A 26,534-nucleotide genomic window follows, 5' to 3' on the forward strand; every position below is an offset into this window, starting at 1 on the left:
GCGGTTGGACCACAGCACAGCGTGGTAACCCATACCGGATGTAAAGATTCCCTCACAGCAGTGCAGGCACATCAGCGAGCGAGTCGCAGGTGTAATCAGCATCACTTTGCGCCTTTTGGTCAAACTTTTGGCCGCTACGCACCAACACTTTAGTGCCAATGCCACAGCGCTGTGCAGCTTGGATATCGCCATGTTTGTCGCCGACCATGACACAGTGCTCGGGGTCGAGGTTAAACGCAGCAATGCCGCGTTGCAACATGCCCGGCTCAGGCTTACGACAAGTACACTGCTGACGGTAGTCGCCTATCCCCTTAGTGGGGTGATGAGGACAGTAGTACACCTCATCAATGCGCACATCATGCTGTAAAAACTGCTCTTTCATCCACGTAGTAAGTTCAGCAAATTGTTGTTCGCTGTAATAGCCGCGGGCAATACCCGATTGATTCGTGACAATAATCAGTCGATAGCCACGCTGTTGAAAGCTACGACAGGCGGCAAATACGCCATCAATAAATTCAAAGTCTTCGGGTTTGTGGACATAGGCATGGTCGACATTAATAACGCCATCGCGGTCTAAAAAAACGGCTTTATTGCTCATAATCGGTGCTCGTGTACAACTTTATCAAACATCGCGGTCACAGCTTCAACACTAATGCGATGCATTAGCTCACCTTTAACTCGCGTGCCCCAAGGTAACTGCTCAGCAGGCTTACCATGCTGTTCTTTAACTGCGTCAAAATAGCTTTCCACTACGTACTGCTGCGATAGGTAGGGCCCGGTGCGCTTCGGGTTTGAGTGCGCATATAAGCCAATAACGGGTGTGCCTTGGGTCGTTGCCATATGCGCCGGACCGGTATCGGGAGCCAGTACCACAGTGGCCAAAGCCAACACGCAGGTCAGCTCTTTAAGCGAGGTTTGGCCCACCAAGTTATTCACCTCAAAATCGCACTGGCTGATAATATCAGCGGCTAAAGCGCGCTCCATGCCGGTCGGGCCGCCGGTGAGTGCCACCTTGAAACCTTTACTCGCCGCATACTTAGCAACAGCAGCATAACGTTCAGGTAGCCAATTACGCTCTGCTTTACTTGCCGCAGGGCTTATCACCAATAACGGATCGCCATTGTCGCCCACCAGCTCAACGGCTTTGGCTTTATCTGCCCCGCTCAAGGGCAACTGCCAGTGCGGGGTAAAATCTTGCACCCCTAATTGCTCGGCAAATTGCATAAAGCCTTCGAGCACATGAGGTTCACTCTTAGCGTCGATGCGTTTATTAATGAATAAGCTGTGCAGTTCTTTTGAGCGTGCTTTATCGAAACCGATTTTCACCCTCGCTGGAATACAACGGCTAACCAAGCCCGCTCTAAAAGCCACTTGCATGTTCAATAACACGTCAAAGCGCTGGCCTTTGAAGCGTTGCTTTAAAGCTTTAAAAGCTGCCCTTCCCTGCTTTTTATCAAACACCACCAGCTCTACCCCCGGCAATCCTTGCAACAGCATGGCCTCAACCTTGCCAATCACCCAGGTAATCTTGGCATTAGGGTGCACTTTTTGAATAGCTTGCACGGCACTGACGGCATGACACACATCGCCAATCGCAGACAAACGAAGGATACAAATGGATTGCACAGACTCTAGTGGCACGCGGTATTTCCTAATAGCAATTAATCTTCGCAAATGGTAAAGCAACCCCAGCGCAATGCAAGCGTGAAGCGGTTTAACCTGACTCCAAAAGCAGCTACACTAGCGCCATTATTTTGTTTGCCTTGTAACACTCATGCATACTCGCCCACTTTCTTCCAAGCACACGCTATTAACGTACAAATACCCAGCGCAATCTGTGCAGGAAAATTGGTTCGAGCCGACGTTTTGGTTAAAGCAAAATAAGGTCTATGCACAAAAAAGCGGCCGAGCAACCACCTATTTTTTCGAACATCAGGGTTTGCGGGCAGTGCTTCGCCACTACTGGCGCGGCGGATTGATTGGTAAGGTGCTGAGCGATCAGTATTTTTATACTGGTTTAGCCAACACCCGAGTATACAAAGAGTTCGCTCTCACCTGCCAACTTCATGAACAAGGCCTGCCTGTAGTTGAACCCATAGCTGCCATGATTCGTCGCAACGGCTTAATTTACCGGGGCGACATTATCACCCGGGCACTACCAGGGGCGCAAAGTTTGTGTGAAAAGCTAGTTGCCGCGCCCCTAGAAGATACGCTGATAAGCCATATCGGCACCACCCTTGCTCGCTTCCACCAAGCCGGGGTGTATCATGCCGATTTAAATATTAATAATATTTTGTTTGGCGCTGACAACCAGGCCCATGTTATCGATTTTGACCGTGGCGAGCTGCGCATTCCCAAGCAACAATGGCAGCAGCAGAATATCGCCCGCTTACAACGTAGTTTCGCTAAAGAAGCCGCTCGACAGCCCAGTTTTCATTGGCAAGAACACCATTGGCAACGCTTAGAGCAAGCTTACCTCAACACCCTAAACGCTCTATAACGCCAATAACTCTTGAAATTGCTTGGCAATGAAATCTTGGCTATGCAATTGCGCACGCCCCTGCAAAGCGTTTTGTATGTTTGCCCACTGCCGTTCATCATTGAGCAGTGCTACCGCTTGTGCAGTCAGCTTGTCACGATTTAACGGCGCAGCATGCACTACCCCCTGTGCAGAGCACATTGCTAGGCGCTTGGGCTGATCTTTAGAAACGGGCGCGGCAACACAAGGGAGCTGCAAAGCAATCGCTTGTAATAAAGCATCGCCGGCACTCAGCAGACCCATTTTGGCATTAGCCAGTAAAGCAATAAACTCAGCATTACTCAAGCCACCGACAACATGCACCAAGGGATCGCTCGATACCGGCAAAGCATCAGGGTAATTCGCCCCAAATACGACCACCGTCGGGATATTTAAGCGCTCACTTAACTCTTGTGCAGCCTTATAAAACACATCGGCACAGACTCCTTGCTCACTGAGGTGCCCGCCTGAGCCGGCGTTAACAACAACGTATTGACCCGCTTGAATCCCTCTATCGGCCATTACTTGTCGCGTTGATTGAGCATCAGGGAGCGCAAAGTAAGGGCCTATGTTGATTGGCTCAACTAAGTTGAAACAGCGAATTTTAAGGCGTTCCAACCAACTTAGTGGTTCGATGCAAAAGTCTGGCTGCACCACCCAGTGCTTATCAATACAATCAACGCGATTTAGCTTGAGCCCTTTGGCGCGCTTTTTAGCGTGCTGAGAAATAAACACAACCTGGGCTCCCGCTGCTCGGGCACTGCGCATCTGCGATGCTCTTCCAGCACAATCAAAAATCACCACATCGGGCTTATAATCTTGGATTAACGCACACACACGCGTATTTTCTTTTGTCGGCGACTGCGCCAGTAAGGTGGTATTGAAGGGACAGGTACTGGCGTACTGGGTGTGCTGATTAAGAGCAAAATGCACATCAATAGCATCCGCGTAGCGCTGCTTTAAACTCAGGGCTAGGGTTAGAGAACGTATATATTCGCCGATACCTTCAGTGGATGAGACCGGAATGAATAGCAGCCGTTTTACACTTGTTGGTGCTATTGGGCTAATGCGCTCGGAATGTTCCATTTACTCCACATTCTGGCTTGCGTTAATCGCCTCATTATATAGGGGGTTGATGTAGTTTTCGATACCCTCACGGTCGCTGTATTGAATATTTAATAAATTATCAAAGCGTATTTCAACTGCTGCAAACTTACTATTAGCTTGGTAGACTACCCGCTCGTTTTGTATTAGGGACTAATAACGTGCGCTTCTCTACTTCTTCATTATGCACTTTTTTGTGTTTAGTTAGTTCTTCAGTTTTTGCTGAGCCTTGGGTTAAGCCTGATGATTATGGTCTTCGTGCAGATATCCAACGCCTTGCCGATGCCGGTGTAATCTCAGCCCCGGTAACCACATTTCCACTTATGTGGAATAGCTTTATCGACGAGTTGCGCGCGGCACCGGTTGCGTCATTAAGTGCTGAGCTTCAAGATACGGCACTGCGTGTGCGTCACCGCTTTGAATCCGAAAATGGCCAACCTCACAACTTTCAAGTGCATAGTTTTAAAGCCACCGATCCCCGTGCAGTCACCAGTTTTGGGATGAGCCACTCTCAGCAAACAGAAATGCTTGCAAGTTACAGCTACTTAGGAGAGAACTTTGCGGCAAAACTAGCAGTTAATCACCGCGAAGACGGACGTAATTGTTATGTCAAAGATAAAGGCCAAGCGGATATCGTGGCCAATGAGCAAGCACTCGAGCAATGTGATGACACGACTTTGGATCACAGTTATATCGCTTATCGTTTAGGAAACTGGATATTTCGTGCCGGTGCGGTTGAGCAGTTTTGGGGGCCGGGTATTGATAACAGCTTGATTATGTCCACCAACGCCAAGCCGCTACCAGCGATTAGTGTGAGCCGTGAAAAGGCCACCGCGTTTGAGACGCCGTGGCTAAGTTGGATTGGTCCTTGGTCATTTACCGCACAAATGGCGCAACTTGAGTCAACACGGGTCGAACCTGATGCGATGCTATGGAGCACCCGCGTTAATTTCCGCCCGCTACAACAACTTGAAGTCGCTTTATCGTGGTCAGCGCAATGGGCAGGTGAAGGCCAGCCAAGCTCCTTAGGAGACTTTGTTGATATGATCTTAGGTAAAACCGAATGTGCAAATGGCGCTGACAGCTGTACCTCTGAGCAGGAGACCAAACTCGGTAACCAACTCGCGGGGCTCGATGTGCGTTGGTCAGACACGCTTTTTTCTCAGCCTTATGCCTTGTATGTCAGCACAATTGGAGAAGATGCAAGCAGTTACTTTAAACCGGCAGACAGAGCTTATGTCTTTGGCGCCCAAACCAGCGCATATGCATTCGCGCAAAACCTGACTTTTAACCTGGAATATATCGATACTGGCGTCAGCTGTGCCGCCGAAGCACCGGATATTGAAAACTGCTATTATGAGCACTCTATTTATCTATCCGGCTATCGTTATCAAGGACGGACTATTGGCTCGGCTTACGATAACGACACGCAATCTTGGGTATTTACTGTTTTAGGCCAACAAAGTAATGGTCATGACTGGCAAGTCAAGTTGCGCCAAATCGACTTTAACAGTGACAACAGTGATCGCTACCCCAACAACCCTGACCTTGGTCATAGCATTACCAAAACACCGATTGATAGCCAGCAGCTGGAAGCTCGCTATCGCTTTTTAGCGATGAAAGGACGTTTCACTGTCGGCGGCGTTGTTGCTAACAATGATACCGTTGAGGGCTCAGAAACAGACACCAGCGCATACCTAAAGTTTGAATACAACTTTTAAACCTGACTCATCAAAAAAGGAGCCGTAGCTCCTTTTTTACTGTCCTTTTTTAATTCGCTCTATCACGTTGGAAGTTGAGCAACCATCGAGAAACTCCAGCACTTCAACATGGCCGCCATGGCGCAGCACATGTTCGGCCCCTGCAATTTCTTCTACGTTGTAGTCTCCGCCCTTGACTAAGATATCCGGGCTGATTTGCTCAATCAGTTTTGCTGGCGTGTCGCCCTCGTGCTCTTTGCCGAAAGGGATCACCCAGTCCACAGAGTTCAGCGCACTCAATACCATGGCCCGCTCAGCTAAAGGATTGATAGGACGTTCAGGCCCTTTCAGCCGGGCAATCGAGTCATCGGTATTTAAGCCAACAACGAGCCTGTCTCCCATGGCTTTCGCTTGTGCCAAATAGCGCACATGACCGGCGTGGAGGATATCGAAGCAACCATTGGTGAATACAATTTTCTCACCATTTTGTTTCGCAAACTCAATATGCTGGATTACGGATTCAAAAGGCGTTTGGTAATGCTCGCCATTCGCACGCAGGTACTGCCCTAGTTTTGCACTGAGTTCCTCAGGCGACACGGTAGCCGCACCTAGCTTACTCACAGCAATACCCGCTGCTAAATTGGCCAGCTCTACTGCATCAGAATCTGGCATTCCTGCCCCGAGCATCACCGCTAAAGTTGCGATTACAGTATCGCCAGCGCCTGTGACATCACTCACTTCTTGCACTTGTGCGGGATAGTCGTGTTTAGCGCTGGCACTAATCAACGACATACCTTGTTCTGAGCGAGTCAGCAACATCGCGCCAATTCCCGCCTCTTTTATTAATGCCCGCGCCGTATCAGTCAATGCCTGCTCGCTGCTGGCATCGCCTCCGGCGAGCTTAAACTCATTTAAATTAGGCGTGATGTAGTCGGCACCACGGTATAAACCTAACTGCGGCGACTTAGGATCTACCAATACGGTTTTTCCCGCGTCTTTGGCCACCCGGATCATGGCCTCAATGAGCGTCAATGAGCCTTTGTTGTAATCTGAGAAAACAATGAAATCATAGTCACCCACCACACGCTCTAAACGATTCAACAATAACTGCGAATGCTCTTTAGAAAACTGTTCTTCTTGGTCTAGGCGCACCACTTGCTGGTGTCGACTAATCACCCTGAGCTTGGCTATCGTCGGCAATTCCACAGCATGGACTAACTGTGAGTCAATGTGTTCATCAGCAAGAATGCGCTCTAGAATTTGACCACTTTCATCCTCACCAATAAGCCCTAGCAGGCCTACCTGACCATCAAGGCGCGCGATATTCTTGGCGACATTGGCAGCGCCACCGGCTTTGTCTTCAAGCTGGTTCACTTTGACCACCGGTACCGGCGCTTCAGGGGAAATACGCCCGGAGTCACCATGCCAGTATCGGTCAAGCATGACATCCCCAACCACCAAGACCTTGGCATTGTGCAGCTGTTTTAACAGACCTAAATCCATGTTGCTTACTCCGCCACTAGCATATCTAGGGCTTCGCACAACCAGTGGCCGATAAACATATGGGCTTCTTGGATACGCGCGGTCTCATCATTGCTGATGATAATGGGAAGTTTAGCAATATCTTTAACGGTGCCGCCTTCACGGCCAGTCAAAGCCACGGTATAAGCACCGATGTCGTTGGCCGCTTGGAGCGCAAGATTGATGTTGGCGCTGGTTCCCGAAGTCGTCAGGCCAATAACCAAATCCTGTGGTTTACACAACGCCTGAACTTGACGCTCAAATACAGTATCAAAATGATAGTCGTTAGAGTGCGCGGTTAAAATGGAAGTATCCGTTGTCAGAGCAATGGATGCCAGTGGCCCGCGCTCTTTTTTATAGCGCACCACAAACTCTGCAGCGAGATGCTGTGCATCTGCGGCGCTGCCACCATTACCGAACCAGATCACCTTACCACCAGCAGCAAGTGCCTGATGACAGGCGCTCAACAATTGCGATACTTGCGGTTGGTATTGTTCCATGGTGTCGAATAGTGCGCGGTGGCGCGCAAGGCTATCGAGGTAAGTGTTGGCGGCGTTGTCAATATTAGCCATAAAGCGTCCTCATTCACGGGTTTATCGGCATTATTCCAAAGAGTACTGATAAATGCACGTTTTTGTCAGCCAAGCTTTGGCTTGCCCTATTGCCTGCGGTACACTTTAGTCGAATTTCACAATTAGGCTTTATCGTGTTTGCCCGTTTTCTTTATTCGCTTATTTTAGTACTACTGATCCCCATAGCCTGGGTATACCTATATTGTTTACGTGGCCGTAAGAATCCTGGTTATCGCCAACACTTTGGCGAGCGCTTTGGCTACGCTCAGGCCACTGGCGATATTATTTTGCATTGCGCCTCAGTCGGTGAAGTGCTTGCCAGCGCACCACTGATAAAAGCCTTGCTCGGTGCCAAGTACCGCTTAATCATTACTTGCAACACCCCCACCGGGCGTGAGCAAATCACCACTTTATTCGCCGACGCCATAAGCCAAGAACGTTTAAGCTGCTGCTACTTACCGTTCGATTTGCCTTGGTGTCAACGGCGCTTTATCCGTCGTACACAAGCAAAAGTACTGTCTATAATAGAGACCGAACTGTGGCCGAACTTATTAAAGCAGGCGAAACAAGCAGGTTTAGCGACCGTGATTATTAACGCGCGACTGTCGGCGAAATCCGCCAACGGATATGCCAAAGTAGCTCCCCTCACTCGAGATATAATGCGCCATATTGATGTGCTTGCCTGCCACCATCATGATGACGCCGAGCGATTTGTAAAGCTGGGTCTGGCCCAGCATAAAGTGCATGTTACCGGCTCCATCAAGTTCGATATCACCGTCAGCGAAAAGCACAAACAACAAGCTCAGCAATTGCGCCACAAGTTCAATAAGCCCTTTGTTTGGATTGCCGGCTCCACTCACCCTTGCGAGCCGGAATTACTCCTTCAAGCACACCAGGAATTACTGAAGCAACAGCCCTCGGCTTTACTGATCATTGCCCCGCGTCATCCGGAGCAATTTGACAATGTTGCCACCGTGCTTAAACAGCAGAATTATGATTTTTGTCGTCGTAGTCACAACGACTACCAAGGGCAGAGCGTCATGCTCGCAGATACTTTAGGAGAGCTGACCATGCTTTATGGCTGCGCTGACCTCGCTTTTATCGGCGGCAGTCTTATCGCGCGCGGCGGACACAATCCATTAGAAGCGTGCGCCCACGCCATTCCAGTTTTAACAGGCCCCCATACTTTCAACTTTGCTCACGTTTACCCAGAGCTCATCAACCAAGGTGGTGCGCAGCAAGTGCAAGCCGATAACTTAGCAGCACAACTGATTGCACTCAGCCATGACCCTCATAAGCGCCAACAAATGGGCGCGATAGGTCTTAATGTAGTGAAGAAAAACCAAGGGGCGATAGCGAAAACATTGGCGATTATAGAGGAATACACTGATGTCTAACTGTGTTGCAGCCATGCGTGAATGGGTCAGTGCGGTCATTGTTAAATACAACTTTTGCCCGTTTGCTCGCAAAGAAGTCGAAAGCCAACGCATTCATTATCATCCCAGTGATGCCGTTAGCGTTGATGAGGCGGTGCTTGACACCCTAGAGCAGTGTCGTGTGCTTGATAACGATAGCGACATTGAAACCACCTTGGTGATTTTTGCTAAGGGTTTTAACGATTTTGATGATTTTCTCGAGCTGATAGATTTAGCTAATGCTTTATTGGTTGCACAGGGTTTTGAGGGCACCTATCAATTAGCCCACTTTCATCCTCACTATGTGTTTGCTGACGCCGAGCCTGAGGATGCCGCAAATTACACTAATCGCGCCCCCTACCCGGCCTTACATATTATTCGCGAACACAGTATGGAGCAGGCACTCGCACAGTACGATGACCCTGAAAGTATTCCCGAAAACAACATTCGTTTGGCTCGGCGTAAAGGTAGTCATTTTTGGCAGCAACTGTTGCAACACTGCACTAACGCAGCCGATAAGTAAAAAAGACCATTAACTGGTGCGTATAATGTGTCGATACTAAGGGGCTGTGATAAATTTCATCGTCCCAAAATTCGCTTCGGTAAGCGGCCACTGCCTGCCATTGCGGTGCGAATTGATAACTCAGGGCAATACGTGCAAAAGGGTTGATAGCGCCTTGGGAGTGATACTGCGTGCGCCCATACTGTGGGGCAGCTTGCACCCTACTTACACCATAAAAGTGTTGGGTATAATCTTCACTGAGCAACCGAACTCCGAATCTTGTGTGTACCCGGAGCTTGTCACTCAACTGCCAAGGAGACAGCGTGTAAGAAACGTTTGCCGCCAGCGAACTGGATTCATTGCTAATATCTTGGGCAAAACGGGCCGAGAAGCCATGATAGTTGAGCGCCATAGTTGCGACCAGCTCGCCACTAGGGTCGTCATAAGAGGTGAATACAGGGTCGTCAGAAAGGTCGCTTTTATATAACAGAACACTGTCGTAGCTGGGATCGCGAAAGTTAAGACCCATATCAATACCGACTTGACTATCCAACACGCGGTAGCTCACCAGCCCTTGGTCAACACCAAAGCGCCAACGTCCATATTGAGCACTTACAAACGGCAGTGACTGATGTTGTGTTGCCATCCCAGCCCAAGGGGTTGTGATAATGGCTCCGCCAGCACCGAGGGTGACCTGCCATTGAGTAGACTGCTCGGCCTGAGCCTGCACGGCGACTAACAAGAACCAGGCAGCGTTCAATACTTTTTTCATTGTTCGTATCCTGTGATGTGGTTGAAATGTCACTGTAAAGAGCAACACCCCATTCGACCTGTGCCAAATGTCACTGGATGCGAAAAAAGAAAAAAAAAGCGCCTTGAGGCGCTTTTCTATCTGTGCTTTATTACGGTTTCAATGCCGCTTTGCGCTCGTTATAGCCGCGTATCAATTCATCCACCGTGTCCTGACAATACTCACGAATCCCCGAGACCAGCATATGCTTTTCTCCTCGACCCACGACTTCACCCTGCGCCAGTAAATCAAAGCGCAAAATAATCTTGCCGCGCTTACCTTCGTAGGTAAATACATGTTCGGCTTCACGCAGTTCAGGAGCCGTTACTGCAAGAGTGTCCATATGAATACTCATTGATTCATAAATGATCATTGGCCGCGCAGGGTTAATCATTACACCTTGCTTTGCCATCAGTGGCACAACCACATGGGGAAAGGCCTTTCCCGAGAATTCAACATAGTTTTTGATCAGCGCATTGGTCAGGGTTTTACATTGGCTGTTTTCGCCCTCACGCTGCACGCTTAGATAGCATTTGTCACCATCTTTAATATCGAACTGTGCTTCTCCTTGCGGCATGCTTAGCTTTACACCCTCATCGACCATATTGGCGAAGGTGAAGTGCATTTGCTCATTAATTCCATATTTATCGAGTACCACCGAGAACAGTAAATCCCCAGGCACGCAAAATTTCTTCGCCTCGACATCATGTAACGGGTTGAAGTCATCGGCGACCGCTTTAGCAAATCGACTGCCTTGCTCACGAGAAATGCACACATGGGTACCAAAGTCTTGATAAAACTGCTCTAACATACCTGCTCTGCTTTAGTTCAAAAAAACTGCGGCAGTGTAACAAAATTTACGCATGGAGAGGTCGAATCTGTTGCAATTTATGGAAAAAAGGCACAAAAAAGCCGCAGCATAACAGGCTGCGGCTGTCTTTTTGCCAATGCTTAGTTAAAATCGCGGTAGGCTTTTTCTAGTTTCTTCGCTTGCTTCTTAGATACACCAATGTGCCCTAGCGCTACACGCAACCGTGCTCGCGACATATCAGAGCCAAGAATTTCCATCGCATCGATCACCGATGTAGATGACTTCTTGCCGGTAATAGCAACAAAAATAGGCTCTAAAAAGTCTTTGATCTTCAATTCATGGAAGGTCGCCACTTTTTTCGCAATGGCAAAGATCGCTGACTTTTCCCAGGTGCGCAGTGTTTCCAACTCCCAAATAAAGAACTGCAGTGCTTGACGCACCACATCTTCTGGCGCTTTACCATCGGTTAATAGCGCAGGGTCATATTCAGGCATCCCGGCGACAAAATGCCCAGCCAAGTCGACTAAGTCAGAGAGTGTATCAATACGGGTTTTCGCCTCAGGTAGTATGCGCTTTAGCGTATTAGCGTTATATTTCCAGTCGACAAAACGCGTAATCAGTTGCTCATCGCTAAACTCTTCACGCAACCAAGTGCCATTCAGCCACTTTAGCTTTTCCACATCGAATACCGGACCACCCAGAGAAACACGTTTCATATCAAAGTGTTCAATCATCTCAGCGAGGGTAAACTTTTCTCGCTCATCAGGCATCGACCAACCCATACGACCCAAGTAATTCAATACGGCCTCAGGAAGGAAGCCCATTTCCTTGTAGTAATTAATAGACGTTGGGTTTTTGCGCTTTGAAAGCTTTGACTTATCAGGGTTACGCAGCAAAGGTAAATGCCCCAATACCGGCGCTTGCCAACCAAAATCTTCATACAGTTTCAGCAGTTTGGGTGCCGAGTTAATCCACTCTTCACCACGGAAAATATGGCTAATCTGCATGTGGTGGTCGTCCACCACGTTAGCTAAGAAGTAAGTAGGGAAGCCATCTTGCTTCAATAACACCTGCATATCGACATTTTCCCATGGGATTTCAATCTCACCACGCAAATAGTCATTGAAAGTAAAGGTGCCTTGCTCCGGTATTTTCATGCGGATCACATAAGGCTTACCGGCATCCAGGTTGGCTTGAACTTCTTCTTCGCTCAAAAGTAACCCACGTCCATCGTATTTAGGACGCAAGCCTTCGGCCATTTGCTGCTCACGCATTTGCTCAAGCTCTTCGGCGCTGGCAAAACAATAAAAAGCTTTGCCCTGCTCCACGAGCTGGTGCGCATACTTTTTATAAAGCTCTGAGCGCTCTGACTGACGGTATGGGCCAAACTCACCACCGACATCCGGTCCATGATCCCATTGCAGGCCTAGCCATTGTAGGCTGTCCATGATCGCCTGCTCTGATTCTGCGGTACTGCGCACTTGGTCAGTGTCTTCGATACGCAATACGAATTCACCGCCTTGCTGCTTGGCAAAACAGTAGTTAAACAGGGCAATATAGGCAGTGCCTAGGTGCGGGTCACCCGTAGGTGAAGGGGCAACACGGGTGCGAACACAGGTGTGGTCAGTCATGCTAGCTTCTCTTTCAATTAGCAACAAAAATTTGCTGCAAATGCTAGCACAAAGGGGCAAAACTTCGTAGTGGAAAACGCCGCAATTGCGGCGTTAACGATAAATAGACTGGTTGCTTAAGCAGCTAAATCATCAAGGTAGGCAACAATGTCGGATGATTCATACAACCAGCGCACCTGCTGGTCTTGCTCAATACGTAAACATGGCACTTTTACTTTGCCCCCTTGCTCGGCAAGCTCTTGGCGGTAAGTGTCATTGTTTTTAGCGTCCCGTGTTTGTATTTTTAGGCCGTTACGCTTAATCGCGCGGCGAACTTTTACACAAAACGGGCAGGCGTGAAACTGATACAATGCCATATTCGCGGTTTGCGCATCTAACTGCTGCTGCGCTTCAGCAGGACGTTTTTTACTGCGCGGAGTAAAGACAAAATTAAAGAACAAAATAATACGGCCTAGCAACCAACGTACAAACTTCATAAGCACTCTCAAACAGAAAAATTCGGCGCAGAGTTTAGCACGCTCTGAAAGTGGTTAAAATAGCTCCAACATATCGTCGTCTAGATCATCGTCGCCTGCACCCTTGGTGTTATCAGGAATATTTAAGCTATGGAAATCGACCACTTGGTTGCGGCCATTATTTTTCGCATTGTAAAGGGCTAAATCGGCTTTATGCACCAGCTCAGGGACCATTGAGGTATCATCAAAAGCACAAAAACCAGTGCTAATAGTCAATCTTTTCACCTGCGGGAAGGTAAAATCCGCCACAGTTACGCGCAGTCGCTCTAACACTTGCATCGCTTGGTTTTTATTATCGCACAGCAATAGTACGGCGAACTCTTCGCCTCCATAGCGAAACACATAATCCTCACTGCGAAAGCTCTGTTTTAAAATTCGCGCTACAAGAATAATAACCTCATCACCAATCACATGGCCGTAGGTATCATTAACGCGTTTAAAGTGATCAATATCGAACATGGCAAGATACCATTGGCGCTCAAGTTCATTGTCACGATGATCAGCAAAGCCGTCGCCATTGATGATGTCCATCACCTGAGAGTCAAAAGTTTGCCGGTTAAGCAGTTCAGTGAGTGGGTCTAATCGCGAGCGATACAGTAAATACAGCTGGTTGGCGTAAATATTAAGAATATTAGTGATCACGAAGGGGAAATCATGCGTCAGCGCGAAGTCACTGCTGCTTTGCACAAAACCTATCACTGCACCAAGATGGTAGATAGGAAAGTACACATATTGTCCTTGGCTACCACTAATGCGCATGCGCTCAGCATCAATTTTTGCCACTAACTGCTGCGCTTGTTCATCATTGAGTATTGCTGCTGAGCACCCTGAATAGCTGCATCGTATGCGGCCCTGCGAAGTAAATTGTTTATTCATGTACAGAGCAAAATTGTTATCGGCAAACACTTGGCTAAGTATATCAATAAGCGCTGCATCCAACGCACGTTCACTTTGTTGCTGCGTTAGACGAATGATCCATTGATGACCACAGGAGTTACTTTGCATAGGCGCTTGTTTTGCTGCTTGATTCTCCTAAGTGTAGACGAACAAAAAGGGTTATGTGCCCAGTGCACAATGACTGTGTGCAGGCTAAACACTGTCAGTGAAATTGATAAAATCATCACGATGCACCAGCATAGCGCCATTACTGTAGCCCAATGTTTCGACGATAGTTTGCTCTTTATGAGCCAGCAATTGGGCCACAGCCACACTGTCATATCTCGCCACGCCTTTGCCTAAGTTAAGCCCTTGCTCGTCACACAAAGTGATGACATCACCACGACTGAACGGCCCCCTTAATTGCGTTATACCAACCAGAAGTACACTGGCCCCACCTTTTGCAATCGCTGCTGTCGCACCGTCATCGAGTACCACCTTGGCTTTGCTCATCGGCCCTGCTAGCAACCACAGCTTGCGACTGCGCCGAGGTGCTTTTAAGCTCAATACCCGGGTGCCTGTTTGCTGCTGCAAACAATTTATAATGACATTCTGGCCATGTCCTGCACTGATCACCACATCCACACCACCGTGACGGGCGATACTCGCAGCTTCCAGCTTAGTAGCCATCCCCCCTGTGCCCACAGTGCTGCCCGAACCTCCTGCTAACGCCTTTACCTGATCATCAATATGGCGGATTTCCGCAATCAGCTCGGCATCGGGGTGGCTGCGCGGATCGGCGGTGAATAGTCCAGGCTGATCAGTTAGCAACAACAAGGTATCAGCGCGAGCTAATATGGCTACCTTAGCGGAGAGGTTGTCATTGTCGCCCACTTTTATTTGTGTGGTTGCGACGGCATCGTTCTCATTGATGATGGGCACCGCTCCCTCTTGCAATATAGCTAGCAACGCATCACGAGCATTGAGGTAGCGCTCGCGGTTTTCTAAATCCGCTTGTGTCAGTAACATTTGCCCCACGGCAATTGAATAAAGCGCAAATAGGCTTTGCCAGGTATGCAGCAACTGGCTTTGCCCTATCGCAGCTAACATCTGCTTTTGTGCCAAGGTCTCAGTACCAGGCTGGCGGCCCAATAACTCTCGCCCCGCTGCAATCGCCCCGCTGGTGACGATAATTATACGATGGCCTTGTTGCTTCAATTGCGCGCACTGGCGCACTAAATCAACCATGTGCGCCTTATCTAAGCCTCGGCCATGATTGGTCAGCACGCTGGTGCCCAACTTAACGACAATAGTTTGCACTTAATTGCTTCACTTTGTGGAAATGATGACTAATTATTACCCTAGGACTAGGCGCACAAACAAGTTAAATTAATTCAAGTGTGCTAGCATCGCCGCAATTTTGCTTAACCCCACGTTTGTTTATGCCTGCAAGCTTATGTTTAATTATTGCCACCTTCTTATGGGGCAGTTCTTTTATCTCGCTAAAGTATGCCATTGGCGTGTACGACCCAGCCGTGGTTATTTTCTTGCGTATGCTCACCACGCTAGCCGTAAGCCTATGCCTGTGGCGTTTTATCACGCGTTTTGATTATCGCCGGGGTGACTGGAAGTACCTAGTGTCAATGAGTTTAGCCGAGCCTTGCCTGTACTTTCTATTCGAAGGCCACGCTATGGAGCACACCTCAGCATCACAAGCAGGGGTGATTGTGTCGTGTTTACCGCTGATCGTCGCTATACTGGCATTTTTTATGCTCAAGGAGCGTATCAGCCGCGCCATTATTGTCGGCTTCACGCTGTGTATCGGTGGCAGTATTTTGCTCACTATGCTCTCTCCTGCCTCTGAGCATGCGCCCAACCCCATTGTTGGCAACACCCTGGAGCTACTGGCGATGCTCTGCGCCGCTTATTACACTGTGAGCGTAAAACACCTCGCGGCGCGCTACTCACCGCTGAGCTTGATTGCTTTGCAAGGTCTGGCAGGCTCACTGTTCTTTGCGCCATTTTTGCTTTTTGTAGAAGTGCCGCAGAACCATGATCCCATTGCCTTTGCTCATATCCTTTATTTAGGCACCTTTGTAACCCTGGGCGGCTATGGCATGTATAACTATGCCATCAGTAAAGTATCGGTGCTCACTGCCGCCGCCTACTCAAACTTGATCCCTATCTTTACCCTGTTGCTCTCTGCCATTGTGCTCAGCGAGGTACTGACCCTAGGACAATGGTTAAGCATTGCCGTGGTGTTCGCTGGGGTGATGATAAGCCAACGACATCAGGCGATTGTCGTTGACTTGGAAGAGGGAGAAATCAATGAGGCAGAAACTAACAAGCGCAAATCCGTGCCAGAGGCGGGCGAATTAAAAGGGTAGCACGTCACCAGATGCAAACCGGGAGCACTGGCTGCTGCGGTCTGCTCCTGGTGCACCACTTGTTTTTGCTCAATGCGATAACTTAATTGACGACCATCAGCGAGCGACAACACCAGTGTGTCGCCCACCTGCACATGGCGTAAAAAAGCAAAGTGGGTATCATTATGCGCAGCAATCACGCTGCTACCATCACTGCCTAATGGGCTCGAGGCCAAAGCATGAGCGGGGCCGAACGCCAAATTTCGGCCGCTGGCTCCGGCCAGCACATAGCGCTCAAGCGCTAAGTCCGGCACACTGAGCTTTGCCACCACATGGGTATCAGCGTAATACCAAGGCGCGACTGCGGCGCCTTGGCGTATCAAGCTTTGCTGCCAAGCTCGCTCAATAAGGTGCTGAGCCAACCATGCTTTGGCTTGTACATAGCCCCCTTGAGTAAAGAGCAACAACCCCAGTGCAAACACCCCATATAGGGCGTAACGCCCCCTCTGTTTACCCATGTTGACCTCGCACTTTAAGCCAAGCGGATGCGATCACCATCAGCACCATGCCCAGTAGTACATGCCACAATGACTGACCATCTGTTTGCGCAAAGCGCATAAGACGCTGCCCTTGGGCCACAGGGTTAGGTACTTGCTCATCATGCATTGCTGGGCTTTTAGCTGGCGTTTCATCAACCGCAATAAAGGCAGTGAACGGGCTTAACAGCTGATGCTTCAGCGCTAATTCCAAGACTTGCTCACGCACCGCTTGCTGTTCATTATAAAGTAACAGTGAAGCTATTTGTTGACGCGCCCAGACTCTCGCAATGGCTTCGCTACGCTCATAATTACGCGCACTCTCATGCATCGGCATACTCAGACGTAATGGACCATGTTGCGACGTGGCGTTAATGTGAATATCTTGCTGCTGACTGTCGAGCTTAATTGCCACCATTAACGGCTCGCCAAAATAAAGATCCGGTAGCGGTTTGGGCCAGTAGTCTAATTCACCACTGCGCGCGCCAGCGAGATGCAAGTCTCTCAGTGCAGGGTTGGCAAGGCGTGCTATCAACGCTTGCATTTGCGCTTGCACCTCAGAGCCATCACTAATAAACGTGTAGCTACCACGACCCACTTGCGCAGCGCGGCGCATAAAGTAGCTATTGGGCGCGCTGCCGATGCCCACCGTAAATAAACGGCTATCGCCTAATCGCGCTTTGATCAAATCAAACAGCGCTTGCTCATTACTCACGCTACCGTCGGTCAAAAACACCACCTGACGAACAAACCCCGGGTGTTGCTTGGCGTCTAGCGCGTGATGCAACGCACCGGCTATTTCGGTGCCGCCATCGGCGTCAAGGTTATAAACAAATCGCTCTGCCTCATTGCGGTTAAACTCATTAGCCGCCACGGCACTTGGCCGGAATAAACGCGCCGTAGAGTCAAAGTCGATGATATTAAAGCTGTCATTTTCATTCATGTTGTCCAGCGCATAAAACAGTGCCTGTTTTGCCGCCTGCATGGAGCTGCCATGCATTGAGCCGGAACTGTCAATCACGAAAATGAGCTCTCGCGCTAAACGCTGCTGAGCACTAAATTCATCGCTCGGTGGTAGCAGCATTAACAGCCCATAATCACCACTTTGCGCTGTCTGCCTAAAGAAAGCGGCACGTGCTTTGTCGCTTTGCTCCACTTTAGCGCGTAGCACAAAATCGCGGTTCATACTTTCGTCACTCACTAAAAGCTGGTAACGACCAAAGCTAGGGTTGCGAATATCCGCCTTATAATGAGGGGTGCGAATGCTGTGCAATGCGAGGCCAAAATCGATATCTACCTGCAGCTGCAACTTCGGCTGTGTATTGGTCAGTGGCTGCTGAGCGGTAGCTTGCTGAACAAAACGCGGGCTCATCCAGCCTGACATTAACCCTGTTACCCCACTTGCAGTCGCCCCTGCGGTCGCCCCTGCAGTCTTTTCTAGTTCAGGGCTGCTAACCGTTGCAACCTTATCAGCCCCATCAAGACGATACTGCCTTGGGTGATAACGCGGTGTGAAGGTCATCGGCAAACGCACGCTGAGCTGGGCATCGCGTAAAGACACCATTTCTTGATACTGCAAGGTAATGCGCACTTGCTCACCGGGGCCAAGATTGGCCAGTCGCGAGGTAAACATATTGGCACGTTGCTGGTTAACTAAAGCCGCACGCTTACCGGCACGTTTAGCCGCTTGATACTGACGCTCCGCCGCTTGTTTCTCAGCAATTTTACCGACAATTTTGCGCTCTCCCACAGTCATAACCATGGCGTGTACCGCACTCTCACTGGGTAGCGGAAACACATACTGAGCATTGACCGCAAACGGGTGACGATTGATAAAGGTTTGCGTTACCTCAACGTGGTTAATTAACCCGGTAATACGCATTTTTGCTTGCGTATTCAGTAACACTCCGGGCGCTACATGGGCGCCATGGGCATCACTTAAGCGCAGCTGCGCTTTGTTGTTTGCATGACTATCATTACTGGCTAAAGCTGGCGAACATAGAAGTAGAGAAAAAAGGCCCACAGCGAGAGCTGTGAGCACTTTGCTAGGACTACTCAACATAATCGGGTCCTCGTGATGATTGGCAAACTTAGTTTTTAGCCATTTGGCTTTGCGTCGCACCACGGGCCGTTAATGTTACGCGACGATCGAAGAAGTTAGTTTCATATTCATTGCCGTTATCGACCAGTTTCTGCTCACCATAGCCTTGAGCATAGAGTTGTTCGCCACTCACGCCTTGGTCAACAAGGTAAGCCTGCACTGCATCAGCACGACGCTGCGATAAACTCAGGTTTGCGCTTTCATCGCCCTGAACATCGGCATAGCCGTTCAAGTTCAGACTCAATTCTGGCTTACGCTTAAGGATTAAAGCGAGCTGGTCGAGCTGCTCGGCGAAATGTGGCTCGATACGCGACGAACCCGAACGAAATTGCACCGTCATTGCCAGTAAGTTATCAATGCGCGCTTGTTCTAAGCGATTTTGTTCATTTTCTAATGCGTCGATTTGCGCTGTCAGTGAACGGTTACGGTCTAAGGTGCTACGCAATTGTTGGTCAGTGTCTTTATATTGGCTGAGCATCACTTGTTGTGATTCAACGGTGTTCTCTGCAGCTTCTTTCTCGCCGATGATGCCGCCGATAAATGCGCCTGCGAAAGCGCCAATCGGGCCACCGACTACGGCACCAATGGTGGCGCCCGTGCCAAGTCCCCATGCAGTTTCTGAGGCCATTTCTTTTTTCTCTTTCGCCATCGCTGGTGCAGCCATTAGGGTCGAAATAAGTGCAGTTGCAAGTAGTTGTTTTTTCATCGTCTTCATCCTTCAATACTTAATTTGGTTGGTGTATTGCAAGCAACAAAGTGGTTGGTGACTGTGCTGTCTTGCTTAGGAGTTATTAAAACAAGACACAGTGGCAATAAAGGGGAGCAAAAAAGGAAAAATGAAGGGCAATTATGGCAATAAAATGGCAAGCCTGAGCGCCAGCTTAAAATGGCAGTGAAACCACCTCTGTAGAGACGTTTTGCGGCCATAAACACCGCAGCTGATGATGAAAGTAGTCGGGGCAAGCGGAAGTTGCGAAGCGTGTTTTCCCCACTTTAGAGGCCGGATTGATTGCTTGGCTGGGTAAGCACCGTTGCAGTTGCAGGGCCACCGCTTGCTCGGTGGTCAGCACATCGATACGTGGGCCATATAGCTTGCGCAAAACAGGAGCAATAAAGGCATAGTGTGTGCAGCCCATCACCAAAACATCGGCTCCTTGGTCAATCAACGGCTGCGCGTAGCTGTGCAGCAGTTGCTCCACCTTTTTGCCACTCAGTTGCAGTTGCTCTATGGTGCCTGCCAGCTCAGGGCAAGGTTGGAAAACAATACGCCCCGAGGCCGCGCCTTGGCGTTGACACAATTGAATGAATCGTGGCGAAGCCACGGTATTGGGCGTTGCCAACACCCCAACCACCTTGGTTTTGCTCAATGATAATGCCGGTTTCACGCCGGGCTCAACACCCACAATAGGCAGCGTGAATTGTGCTCGTAAGGTATCAATGGCTGCCATCGTCGCAGTATTGCAAGCCAAAACAATCGCACTGGCCCCATGCTCGCATAAGTAAGAAGTAATACGCGAGCACCTTGATATCACTTGCTCGGGGCTTTTGTCGCCATAGGGCATAAAGCCACTGTCCGCGACATAGTGAATATCATACTGGGGCAGCAATTGTCGCACTTGTTGGGCAATGGCAAGACCACCCACGCCAGAGTCGAAAATACCGATAGAAGAGTGGAACAAAATAGCGCGCTCAGGGTTACTAAGGCGGCCAAGTGTAGAGCCTTTATGACACAAAGCCAAGCGACAAAAAACGGCTTAGCCAAGTATTTAAAGGTTCCAGTTGCTTGTCTATAAAGTACTCTTCGACATCATCTTTAATATCGAGGTAATCGTCATTTTCGAGGTCGAGCACGGCTAAGGCCGACGCCTCAAAGTACTGCCAATCCTGAGACGGTGAAAACCGCCGCTGTAAATGCACGAAGTTTTCCGCCATTTTCAACGTTGCCATGGTCATGCGCAGAGTTTCATCTTGGCAGCTATTGAAAAAGTGGTGATCATGGTGGCGTAAAATAAGCTGACAGGTGTCTTTTGGTAAGTTCCAAGCACTGGCCAAGTAATAGCCGATAACGGCATGATTAGTACGATAAGCAGCTTCTTCATAGGCCACTAAACTACAGCTATGATCGCTGTTCGCTTGCTCTAATACATTAATATAGTCCGGATACTGAACGGCTAAGGCAGGGATCCCTGCATCGTGGAATAAACCGAGCATATGTAGATTTTCGGTGGGCACTCTAGATTTAATCTTTTTGCCAATTAACACCGCCATATCAGCCACTTCCGTGGCGGTGTCCCAAAACCGCTCTAATTTGATGCAACACTGATGTTGTGAGTAGGCTTGCTTTAGTAAAAACCCCGTCACTAATGTGGCAATACTGTCAAGACCAAGAAACATCACCGCTTGGCGAATATCAGTGATTGACCTTGCCAGGCCATAGCAAGGAGAGTTTATCACTTTTAACACCGCCGCTGAGGTGGCCACATCTTGGGAGATGAGCTGAGCAATATCATGCAATTCAGGCTCTGGCTGTTCAAGGCTATGCTGTAGCTGGGTGAGCAGCTCGGGTTTGGGAGGTAAGCTAAAGCCGCGCTCAACATCTTGTAGCACGGAGCTGTCAATATTTATCATATTCAATGCACTCGTAAATGGGTTATCGCCATCCACTAGCTGAACCTTGCGTTAACGAGATAATAGTTTAGCTGGTTATTTTTTACTACTATTTTGTTAATTAAATTTTAAAAACCAATACAAAATAACTATTACCTATATGCATAACATCTGGCCCTAGTTGCAGGGCACAAAAAAGCCGAGCATGGTGCTCGGCTTCGTTAAAAAACATCCCAGTTTAAAGTTGAATTACCGCGTCAGTGCCTAGCCCAGGGCCGTAGACAATGGCATTGAGCAGTAACCGTGCGGTGCCTTTAGTGGCACCACGGAAGTTAGGCATATTGGCAAACATGATCACTTGGCCATTGCCCTTTTTCTCGCGCGTAAGGTAAGCGGCATTACTCATGCGCTGCGCCGCTTCAGGCCACAACAAACCACTCATACGCACGTACAAGTCTTGCCCTTGCGGAATGGTCGCCCAGCCAATCATGCGCTGCTCGGCCTTACTATTTTCTTGCAGCACACCGTAGCGCACCACCGCATCAACACCTTGCTTGGCCATAAACAAGGGCACATCACCGGCCAATACCGGCAGCTGCTGATTAACCCCATAACTGAGCCAATGCTTTTGATCTGTGCGCCCAGCAACTATTGCTCCAGAAGGCATAAATGCAGCACTCCAATCATGCCAACGCTCAAGTTGCTCCTTGTTCAAAGGCTTCACATCGTCGCTTTTATCCCAAGGAAAACTCAATTGTGCAGAAACCTTATGAGCAGTAATCAAATCAGCATTGGCGATACGCTGCTGCTTGGCTTGCCACTCGCGCATCAGCGCCAGGTCATACTCATCAGCCTTATCAAAGCTCTGCTTCAATAGCGCCACTTTCGAGAAGTCTTCTGCTATGGCTAATTGTGCAGCCGAGTTGCCATTAACGATTAAGGTGCCGCCCTGCGCGACCCATTTGTCCAAAGCGCTAATATGGCTTTTCGATAACTCACCATACCAACGACTAGGGACAATGATGACATTGTAGCCACGAAGATCGCTGTAAGAGAGCATCTCTTGGCTTAAATGGCTATGACGAATACCGAGTTCGGTATCAAGCATATGCCACATCGAGCCAATATCGCCCGGAGCAATGCCATTTTGGCTAATAAAGGCTATTTTTGGCGCCTTCAATAACTTAAAGTTTTCGCCGCCAATATCGGGTAAGTCTCCTTTACCCAAGCCTTGGTCTATAGCGATGGCAGATACGCCGACTTCCTTTGCTACCTTATCCAGTAAGGCGCTCAGCTCGCTGCTCTCTAGGGTGTTATCATAATTATTGACCACCACCGAGCCTCGGTTGAAGCGGGTGTCGTTAAACACACCTGGCTTAGCCAATACGCGCACTTTTACGCCTTGCTCAAGTAAGCGCGCGGCAAACGCCACAGAGGCATCGCTGGCACCATCAACAACATAAGCTATGGCATTATCACGAGGTTGTACACCGGCTTCGCTGGGGCGCTGATAGGTGGTGAGATCATCATCAAGGTGCTCAGGTACTTCTAATGCCGGCAGACCAAACATCATCGATACATTCCACGCGGTGGTGTCATACATAATTGAGCTGCCATCACGCAGGGTCTTTTGTCGCTCCTCCAATAGCACCGCATCATTTAACTCTGCGTCAAACTCCATGATGGTTGCCAGTAACGGCGCATCATACTGGCGATTGGGGATGACAATCGCGCCCTTAGGGATGGTCGCATCACGCACCTGCCCGAGGTGGTTTTTGGCCTTGCGTACCTTCAGCTCTTCAGTGGTTGCATAATAATCGATGCCCTGCAAATCAAGGATATCCAACAGCTTGTGCAAGCGTGCGGTGTTATCGGTCGGAAGAATAACAAAACTGCGCTCACCATATTTTCCGTCGGGGTCAATATGCGCTAAGCGATTACTGACAAAATCACGATACATGGCTTTGCTGTGCTGTTGCAGGGTCTTAAGGTTAGCCAAAGAGCTAATATATTGATGGTCAACAGACTCTTTGTAACTACGCACATTGCCATTTTTTAAGCGCACGCCATCTTCTGCGGTACGTGCTTGCTCATAAAGAATATGTACCGACCCTTTGTACTCGGCATAGTTAGAATAACCCGGGTAGAGGTTTTCAAACCACTCGCCGGTGTAATAAGGCCAGTTTTTATCGTCAAAAGCGCTGGCGTGATCGCCGGCGAATACCTTGCTCCATTTACGCGTACTGGTGGGAATATTCACGTTCAGCGGCTCACGCGGCGGGCCCATTAAAAAGGTGTCTAAGGCACCCATTTCATGGCCATCGATCATCAGTTGCGGAAACCATTCATTGATGGCTTGTATACGGCCCTTTGATTCTGGATTTACGGCAAAGTAAAAGTCGCGATTGAGGTCGAAGTAATAATGGTTAGTCCGCCCAAATGGCCATGAACCGCTGTGCAGCAGTGATTGCGTGTCAAAGTTAGGCGCGGCACTGCGGCTTTCTTGCAGGCGTTTAGTAAATCGGGCGCGACCATCGGGGTTCATTAATGGGTCGACCAGTATCACCAAATCGTCTAGGAGCGATTCTATCTCTGAGTCTTGTGAGGCAAGTAATTGGTAAATAAGTGCTAAAGATGCATCGGCACCGGAAGATTCATTGCCATGGATACTGTAGGCCATCCATGCCGTACCTGGAGTCGAATCAATGAGCTTATCTATTTGTGATGATGAAAGCGCATCCGGTTCGCTAAGTTTGCTGATATTCGCTTTAATTTCATCAATATTGGCCAGATTCTTTGCTGAGCTAATCATTAAATAATGCAACGGGCGCCCTTCATAACTGCGGGCGTACTCAACGATTTTTGCTTTATCACTTTGCTCGGCCCACTTATTTACCAGCTCAGTAATTTGCGCTGGCGTGGCGGTGCGCTGACCCACGTCAAAGCCAAGCACCTCGTTGGCTGGGGTGATATTTGCCGCATATTGCCCTTGGTGTAACGCGGGATAGTCGCCACCGGGCACCGACGTGGGTTGCATTAGCACAGTGGCATGGGCACTGACCGCAAACACTGCACAGCCCCATGCAGCACTTGCTAATATCCTGTTTAGCTTCATAAATTTACCTTTTTATTATGGTTTTACGTCGCTTTCACTATAGCAGCTGCAATCTAAGCCGAGCATTATTTGAGCTAAATAGCATTATGCTGCGATAACCATAAAGCGAGATAGCGCAACAGCAATTGCAGCAAACATTGGCATGATGTTTCTGTGCCACGTTATAATAAGGGCTATACACCATTGGTTTTTGTTACCCACCTAAGCGTGACAAAGGGCAATGAATCTTTGCTAAACGCGTAATTGGGGAAGCACAATCAATTTAACCAGCACTAAATTCAACCGCCTCGGTGTCGACGCACCTCTATTTTTACTCAGCGCCGGATTCATCATCTGCTTTTGCCTTTTTGCCCTGTTCGACCTCAAGACCCTATCGCAGTGGGTTGATGCCAGCTTTGCTTGGTCGGCTAGGTATTTTGGCTTGTACTGGCAGTTGTTGTTATTAGCCACCTTTATCATTGCCATCGCCACTGCCATGTTGCCCGCAGCCAAACAGCGTATTGGCAACTTAGCCGCCCCGGAATTTTCGTTATTCCAATGGGGAGCCATGATTATGTGCACTCTGCTCGCGGGCGGGGGCGTATTTTGGGCCGCTGGAGAGCCCATGGCTCACTTCTTATCCATGCCGCCCCAATTTGACCACGTCGCGGCGGCAACCCCAGAGGCGGTGCCCTACGCTTTGGCCCAGTCATACTTGCATTGGGGCTTTCTGGCTTGGGCCATACTCGGCAGTTTAACCACCATTATGCTGATGCATTATCACTATGATAAAGGCTTGCCTTTAGCACCACGTACCTTGCTCTACCCGGTATTTAAAGAACAAGCCCTGAGCGGGCCCATTGCCGTTATCGCCGATGCCGTGTGTATTGTGGCTGTGGTGGCCGGTACTGTGGGGCCAATCGGCTTTTTAGGCTTACAGGTAAGCTATGGCTTAAATGCGTTATTTGCCATTCCCGATACCACGCTCACCCAAGTAAGCGTGATAGGCGTGCTCACTTTTATTTTCGTGATGTCGGCCGTCTCAGGGGTGACCAAAGGCATTCAGCTACTCAGTCGTTTGAACATGTTACTTGCGCTGGTGTTACTGGCCTTTATATTGGTTGCGGGAGCCACCTCATTTATTTTCACGAGCTTTTTTAGTGGCCTTATCACCCATTTAAGCCACTTTTTTGATATGGCCTTATACCGGGGCGAGGCAGGGTTATTTAATGATGCCGGCTGGCTTGGTTGGTGGACAGTGTTCTTTTGGGGTTGGTTTTTAGGATACGGCCCGATGATGGCCATTTTTATCGCGCGCATTAGTCGAGGCCGCTCTATTCGCGCCATTATTATCATGCTGTGTATCGTGGCTCCGCTTATTACCATGTTCTGGTTTACCATCGTCGGTGGCACCGGGTTAAGCCTCGAACTAGAACAAGCCGATACTATTTCCAAAGCATTTGCTGGTTTTAACCTTCCCGCAGCATTAATTGCCATCACTCAGGCCTTGCCGCTAGGTGGTTTAGTGTCTTTCCTGTTTTTAATTCTAACCCTAACCTTTGTCGCCACTACGGGGGATTCGATGACCTATGTATTGTCGGTTTCGACCTCACGTTCAGAGCACCCCGCCGTGCCCATTCGGGTATTTTGGGGGATAGCCATGGGCTTGATGGGCAGTATTTTAATCATCATAGGCTCTGGCGGTATCGACAAACTGCAAGCGTTTATAGTAGTCACCGCCGTGCCGGTCTCTATTATCTTACTACCCTCGCTGTGGGATGCGCCGCGTATTGTGTTTGCCCGGGCAAAAAACCCGCCAACCCATACGTGAGCTGCTCGCAAAAGCTTCCATTTAGCGACAGAATTACGACTAAT

The 26,534-nt window shown here is 49.1% G+C and carries 23 protein-coding genes; 6 read left to right on the top strand and 17 right to left on the bottom strand.

Features of this window, described 5'->3' with window-relative positions; translation table 11 throughout:
- Positions 1-52: 52 nt before the first annotated feature.
- Together gmhB and EXT46_RS16510 are read right to left on the bottom strand one after the other, a co-directional pair.
- Positions 53-598, bottom strand: coding sequence for a D-glycero-beta-D-manno-heptose 1,7-bisphosphate 7-phosphatase (gene gmhB, locus EXT46_RS16505; RefSeq protein WP_053911426.1), 546 nt, complete (start codon positions 596-598; stop codon positions 53-55).
- On the bottom strand, positions 595-1,641 hold the full coding sequence (locus EXT46_RS16510; RefSeq protein WP_053911428.1) for a glycosyltransferase family 9 protein: 1,047 nt from the start codon (positions 1,639-1,641) through the stop codon (positions 595-597). The genes gmhB and EXT46_RS16510 overlap by 4 nt, the downstream gene beginning before the upstream one ends.
- Before the next feature lie 133 nt (positions 1,642-1,774).
- On the opposite strand from EXT46_RS16510, the gene EXT46_RS16515 reads away from it, so the two are divergent.
- Positions 1,775-2,500: a 3-deoxy-D-manno-octulosonic acid kinase gene (locus tag EXT46_RS16515; RefSeq protein ID WP_053911429.1), complete on the top strand. Its 726-nt coding sequence runs from the start codon at positions 1,775-1,777 to the stop codon at positions 2,498-2,500.
- Here the strand turns inward: EXT46_RS16515 and EXT46_RS16520 are convergent.
- Positions 2,495-3,604: a glycosyltransferase gene (locus tag EXT46_RS16520; RefSeq protein WP_053911431.1), complete on the bottom strand. Its 1,110-nt coding sequence runs from the start codon at positions 3,602-3,604 to the stop codon at positions 2,495-2,497. The genes EXT46_RS16515 and EXT46_RS16520 overlap by 6 nt on opposite strands.
- A gap of 179 nt (positions 3,605-3,783) precedes the next feature.
- Here EXT46_RS16520 and EXT46_RS16525 point away from each other — a divergent pair, with 179 nt between their 5' ends.
- Positions 3,784-5,343, top strand: coding sequence for a capsule assembly Wzi family protein (locus tag EXT46_RS16525; protein ID WP_130148581.1), 1,560 nt, complete (start codon positions 3,784-3,786; stop codon positions 5,341-5,343).
- A gap of 36 nt (positions 5,344-5,379) precedes the next feature.
- On the opposite strand, the gene hldE is transcribed toward EXT46_RS16525, so the two are convergent.
- Both hldE and EXT46_RS16535 read right to left on the bottom strand, forming a co-directional pair.
- Positions 5,380-6,825: a bifunctional D-glycero-beta-D-manno-heptose-7-phosphate kinase/D-glycero-beta-D-manno-heptose 1-phosphate adenylyltransferase HldE gene (hldE, locus tag EXT46_RS16530; RefSeq protein ID WP_130148583.1), complete on the bottom strand. Its 1,446-nt coding sequence runs from the start codon at positions 6,823-6,825 to the stop codon at positions 5,380-5,382.
- A gap of 5 nt (positions 6,826-6,830) precedes the next feature.
- Complete coding sequence (locus EXT46_RS16535; RefSeq protein ID WP_022946494.1) at positions 6,831-7,415, bottom strand: SIS domain-containing protein; 585 nt, start codon at positions 7,413-7,415, stop codon at positions 6,831-6,833.
- A 134-nt stretch (positions 7,416-7,549) separates the two neighbouring features.
- On the opposite strand from EXT46_RS16535, the gene waaA reads away from it, so the two are divergent.
- Complete coding sequence (waaA, locus tag EXT46_RS16540; RefSeq protein ID WP_130148795.1) at positions 7,550-8,812, top strand: lipid IV(A) 3-deoxy-D-manno-octulosonic acid transferase; 1,263 nt, start codon at positions 7,550-7,552, stop codon at positions 8,810-8,812.
- A complete protein-coding gene (locus tag EXT46_RS16545; RefSeq protein WP_130148585.1) occupies positions 8,805-9,353 on the top strand; it encodes a DUF1415 domain-containing protein in 549 nt (182 codons plus the stop codon). The genes waaA and EXT46_RS16545 overlap by 8 nt, the downstream gene beginning before the upstream one ends.
- On the opposite strand, the gene EXT46_RS16550 is transcribed toward EXT46_RS16545, so the two are convergent.
- The 6 genes from EXT46_RS16550 to proB all read right to left on the bottom strand — a co-directional run bounded on the left by EXT46_RS16550 (position 9,334) and on the right by proB (position 15,275).
- Positions 9,334-10,104 carry a MipA/OmpV family protein gene (locus EXT46_RS16550; RefSeq protein ID WP_130148587.1) on the bottom strand — a complete coding sequence of 257 codons (771 nt, stop codon included), beginning with the start codon at positions 10,102-10,104 and terminating at the stop codon, positions 9,334-9,336. The two genes, EXT46_RS16545 and EXT46_RS16550, sit on opposite strands and share 20 nt — an antisense overlap.
- 130 nt (positions 10,105-10,234) lie before the next feature.
- On the bottom strand, positions 10,235-10,933 hold the full coding sequence (locus EXT46_RS16555) for a DUF3581 family protein (protein ID WP_022946498.1): 699 nt from the start codon (positions 10,931-10,933) through the stop codon (positions 10,235-10,237).
- Positions 10,934-11,073: 140 nt separating this feature from the next.
- The gene (gltX, locus tag EXT46_RS16560; protein ID WP_130148589.1) at positions 11,074-12,564 is read right to left on the bottom strand and encodes a glutamate--tRNA ligase; all 1,491 of its coding nucleotides are present in this window, start codon (positions 12,562-12,564) and stop codon (positions 11,074-11,076) included.
- Between the two features lie 116 nt (positions 12,565-12,680).
- Positions 12,681-13,040 carry a glutaredoxin gene (locus EXT46_RS16565; protein ID WP_022946500.1) on the bottom strand — a complete coding sequence of 120 codons (360 nt, stop codon included), beginning with the start codon at positions 13,038-13,040 and terminating at the stop codon, positions 12,681-12,683.
- 54 nt (positions 13,041-13,094) lie between these two features.
- Positions 13,095-14,084 (bottom strand): GGDEF domain-containing protein, encoded by a 990-nt coding sequence (locus EXT46_RS16570; protein ID WP_130148591.1) that lies wholly within the window; start codon positions 14,082-14,084, stop codon positions 13,095-13,097.
- 84 nt (positions 14,085-14,168) lie between these two features.
- Positions 14,169-15,275, bottom strand: a complete 1,107-nt coding sequence (gene proB / locus EXT46_RS16575; RefSeq protein ID WP_130148594.1) for a glutamate 5-kinase — start codon at positions 15,273-15,275, stop codon at positions 14,169-14,171.
- Between the two features lie 122 nt (positions 15,276-15,397).
- Here proB and EXT46_RS16580 point away from each other — a divergent pair, with 122 nt between their 5' ends.
- On the top strand, positions 15,398-16,342 hold the full coding sequence (locus EXT46_RS16580) for a DMT family transporter (protein WP_130148596.1): 945 nt from the start codon (positions 15,398-15,400) through the stop codon (positions 16,340-16,342).
- Here EXT46_RS16580 and EXT46_RS16585 read toward each other — a convergent pair.
- From EXT46_RS16585 to EXT46_RS16610, 6 genes are all read right to left on the bottom strand, one after another.
- Positions 16,246-16,839, bottom strand: coding sequence for a class GN sortase (locus EXT46_RS16585; protein ID WP_130148598.1), 594 nt, complete (start codon positions 16,837-16,839; stop codon positions 16,246-16,248). The two genes, EXT46_RS16580 and EXT46_RS16585, sit on opposite strands and share 97 nt — an antisense overlap.
- Positions 16,832-18,919: a marine proteobacterial sortase target protein gene (locus EXT46_RS16590; RefSeq protein ID WP_130148600.1), complete on the bottom strand. Its 2,088-nt coding sequence runs from the start codon at positions 18,917-18,919 to the stop codon at positions 16,832-16,834. The genes EXT46_RS16585 and EXT46_RS16590 overlap by 8 nt, the downstream gene beginning before the upstream one ends.
- A gap of 28 nt (positions 18,920-18,947) precedes the next feature.
- The gene (pdsO, locus tag EXT46_RS16595; RefSeq protein ID WP_022946505.1) at positions 18,948-19,664 is read right to left on the bottom strand and encodes a sortase-associated OmpA-like protein PdsO; all 717 of its coding nucleotides are present in this window, start codon (positions 19,662-19,664) and stop codon (positions 18,948-18,950) included.
- 175 nt (positions 19,665-19,839) lie between these two features.
- The gene (murI, locus tag EXT46_RS16600; RefSeq protein ID WP_130148602.1) at positions 19,840-20,697 is read right to left on the bottom strand and encodes a glutamate racemase; all 858 of its coding nucleotides are present in this window, start codon (positions 20,695-20,697) and stop codon (positions 19,840-19,842) included.
- A complete protein-coding gene (locus EXT46_RS16605) occupies positions 20,681-21,586 on the bottom strand; it encodes an HDOD domain-containing protein (protein WP_130148605.1) in 906 nt (301 codons plus the stop codon). The genes murI and EXT46_RS16605 overlap by 17 nt, the downstream gene beginning before the upstream one ends.
- Positions 21,587-21,803: 217 nt before the next feature.
- Positions 21,804-24,680, bottom strand: a complete 2,877-nt coding sequence (locus EXT46_RS16610; protein ID WP_130148607.1) for a M14 family metallopeptidase — start codon at positions 24,678-24,680, stop codon at positions 21,804-21,806.
- 256 nt (positions 24,681-24,936) lie between these two features.
- Between EXT46_RS16610 and EXT46_RS16615 the strand changes: the two genes are divergently transcribed.
- The gene (locus EXT46_RS16615; protein WP_130148609.1) at positions 24,937-26,490 is read left to right on the top strand and encodes a BCCT family transporter; all 1,554 of its coding nucleotides are present in this window, start codon (positions 24,937-24,939) and stop codon (positions 26,488-26,490) included.
- The last annotated feature ends 44 nt before the right edge of the window (positions 26,491-26,534 follow it).

Source organism: Pseudoalteromonas sp. CO325X, assembly GCF_004208955.1.
Lineage (GTDB): Bacteria > Pseudomonadota > Gammaproteobacteria > Enterobacterales > Alteromonadaceae > Pseudoalteromonas > Pseudoalteromonas ruthenica.

Coding starts and splice junctions, on each gene's coding strand:
- gmhB (WP_053911426.1), bottom strand. CDS start 598: ATGAGCAATAAAGCCGTTTTTTTAGACCGCGATGGCGTTATTAATGTC.
- EXT46_RS16515 (WP_053911429.1), top strand. CDS start 1,775: ATGCATACTCGCCCACTTTCTTCCAAGCACACGCTATTAACGTACAAA.
- EXT46_RS16520 (WP_053911431.1), bottom strand. CDS start 3,604: ATGGAACATTCCGAGCGCATTAGCCCAATAGCACCAACAAGTGTAAAA.
- hldE (WP_130148583.1), bottom strand. CDS start 6,825: ATGGATTTAGGTCTGTTAAAACAGCTGCACAATGCCAAGGTCTTGGTG.
- EXT46_RS16535 (WP_022946494.1), bottom strand. CDS start 7,415: ATGGCTAATATTGACAACGCCGCCAACACTTACCTCGATAGCCTTGCG.
- EXT46_RS16545 (WP_130148585.1), top strand. CDS start 8,805: ATGTCTAACTGTGTTGCAGCCATGCGTGAATGGGTCAGTGCGGTCATT.
- EXT46_RS16550 (WP_130148587.1), bottom strand. CDS start 10,104: ATGAAAAAAGTATTGAACGCTGCCTGGTTCTTGTTAGTCGCCGTGCAG.
- EXT46_RS16555 (WP_022946498.1), bottom strand. CDS start 10,933: ATGTTAGAGCAGTTTTATCAAGACTTTGGTACCCATGTGTGCATTTCT.
- gltX (WP_130148589.1), bottom strand. CDS start 12,564: ATGACTGACCACACCTGTGTTCGCACCCGTGTTGCCCCTTCACCTACG.
- EXT46_RS16565 (WP_022946500.1), bottom strand. CDS start 13,040: ATGAAGTTTGTACGTTGGTTGCTAGGCCGTATTATTTTGTTCTTTAAT.
- EXT46_RS16570 (WP_130148591.1), bottom strand. CDS start 14,084: ATGCAAAGTAACTCCTGTGGTCATCAATGGATCATTCGTCTAACGCAG.
- EXT46_RS16580 (WP_130148596.1), top strand. CDS start 15,398: ATGCCTGCAAGCTTATGTTTAATTATTGCCACCTTCTTATGGGGCAGT.
- EXT46_RS16585 (WP_130148598.1), bottom strand. CDS start 16,839: ATGGGTAAACAGAGGGGGCGTTACGCCCTATATGGGGTGTTTGCACTG.
- EXT46_RS16590 (WP_130148600.1), bottom strand. CDS start 18,919: ATGTTGAGTAGTCCTAGCAAAGTGCTCACAGCTCTCGCTGTGGGCCTT.
- pdsO (WP_022946505.1), bottom strand. CDS start 19,664: ATGAAAAAACAACTACTTGCAACTGCACTTATTTCGACCCTAATGGCT.
- EXT46_RS16605 (WP_130148605.1), bottom strand. CDS start 21,586: ATGATAAATATTGACAGCTCCGTGCTACAAGATGTTGAGCGCGGCTTT.
- EXT46_RS16610 (WP_130148607.1), bottom strand. CDS start 24,680: ATGAAGCTAAACAGGATATTAGCAAGTGCTGCATGGGGCTGTGCAGTG.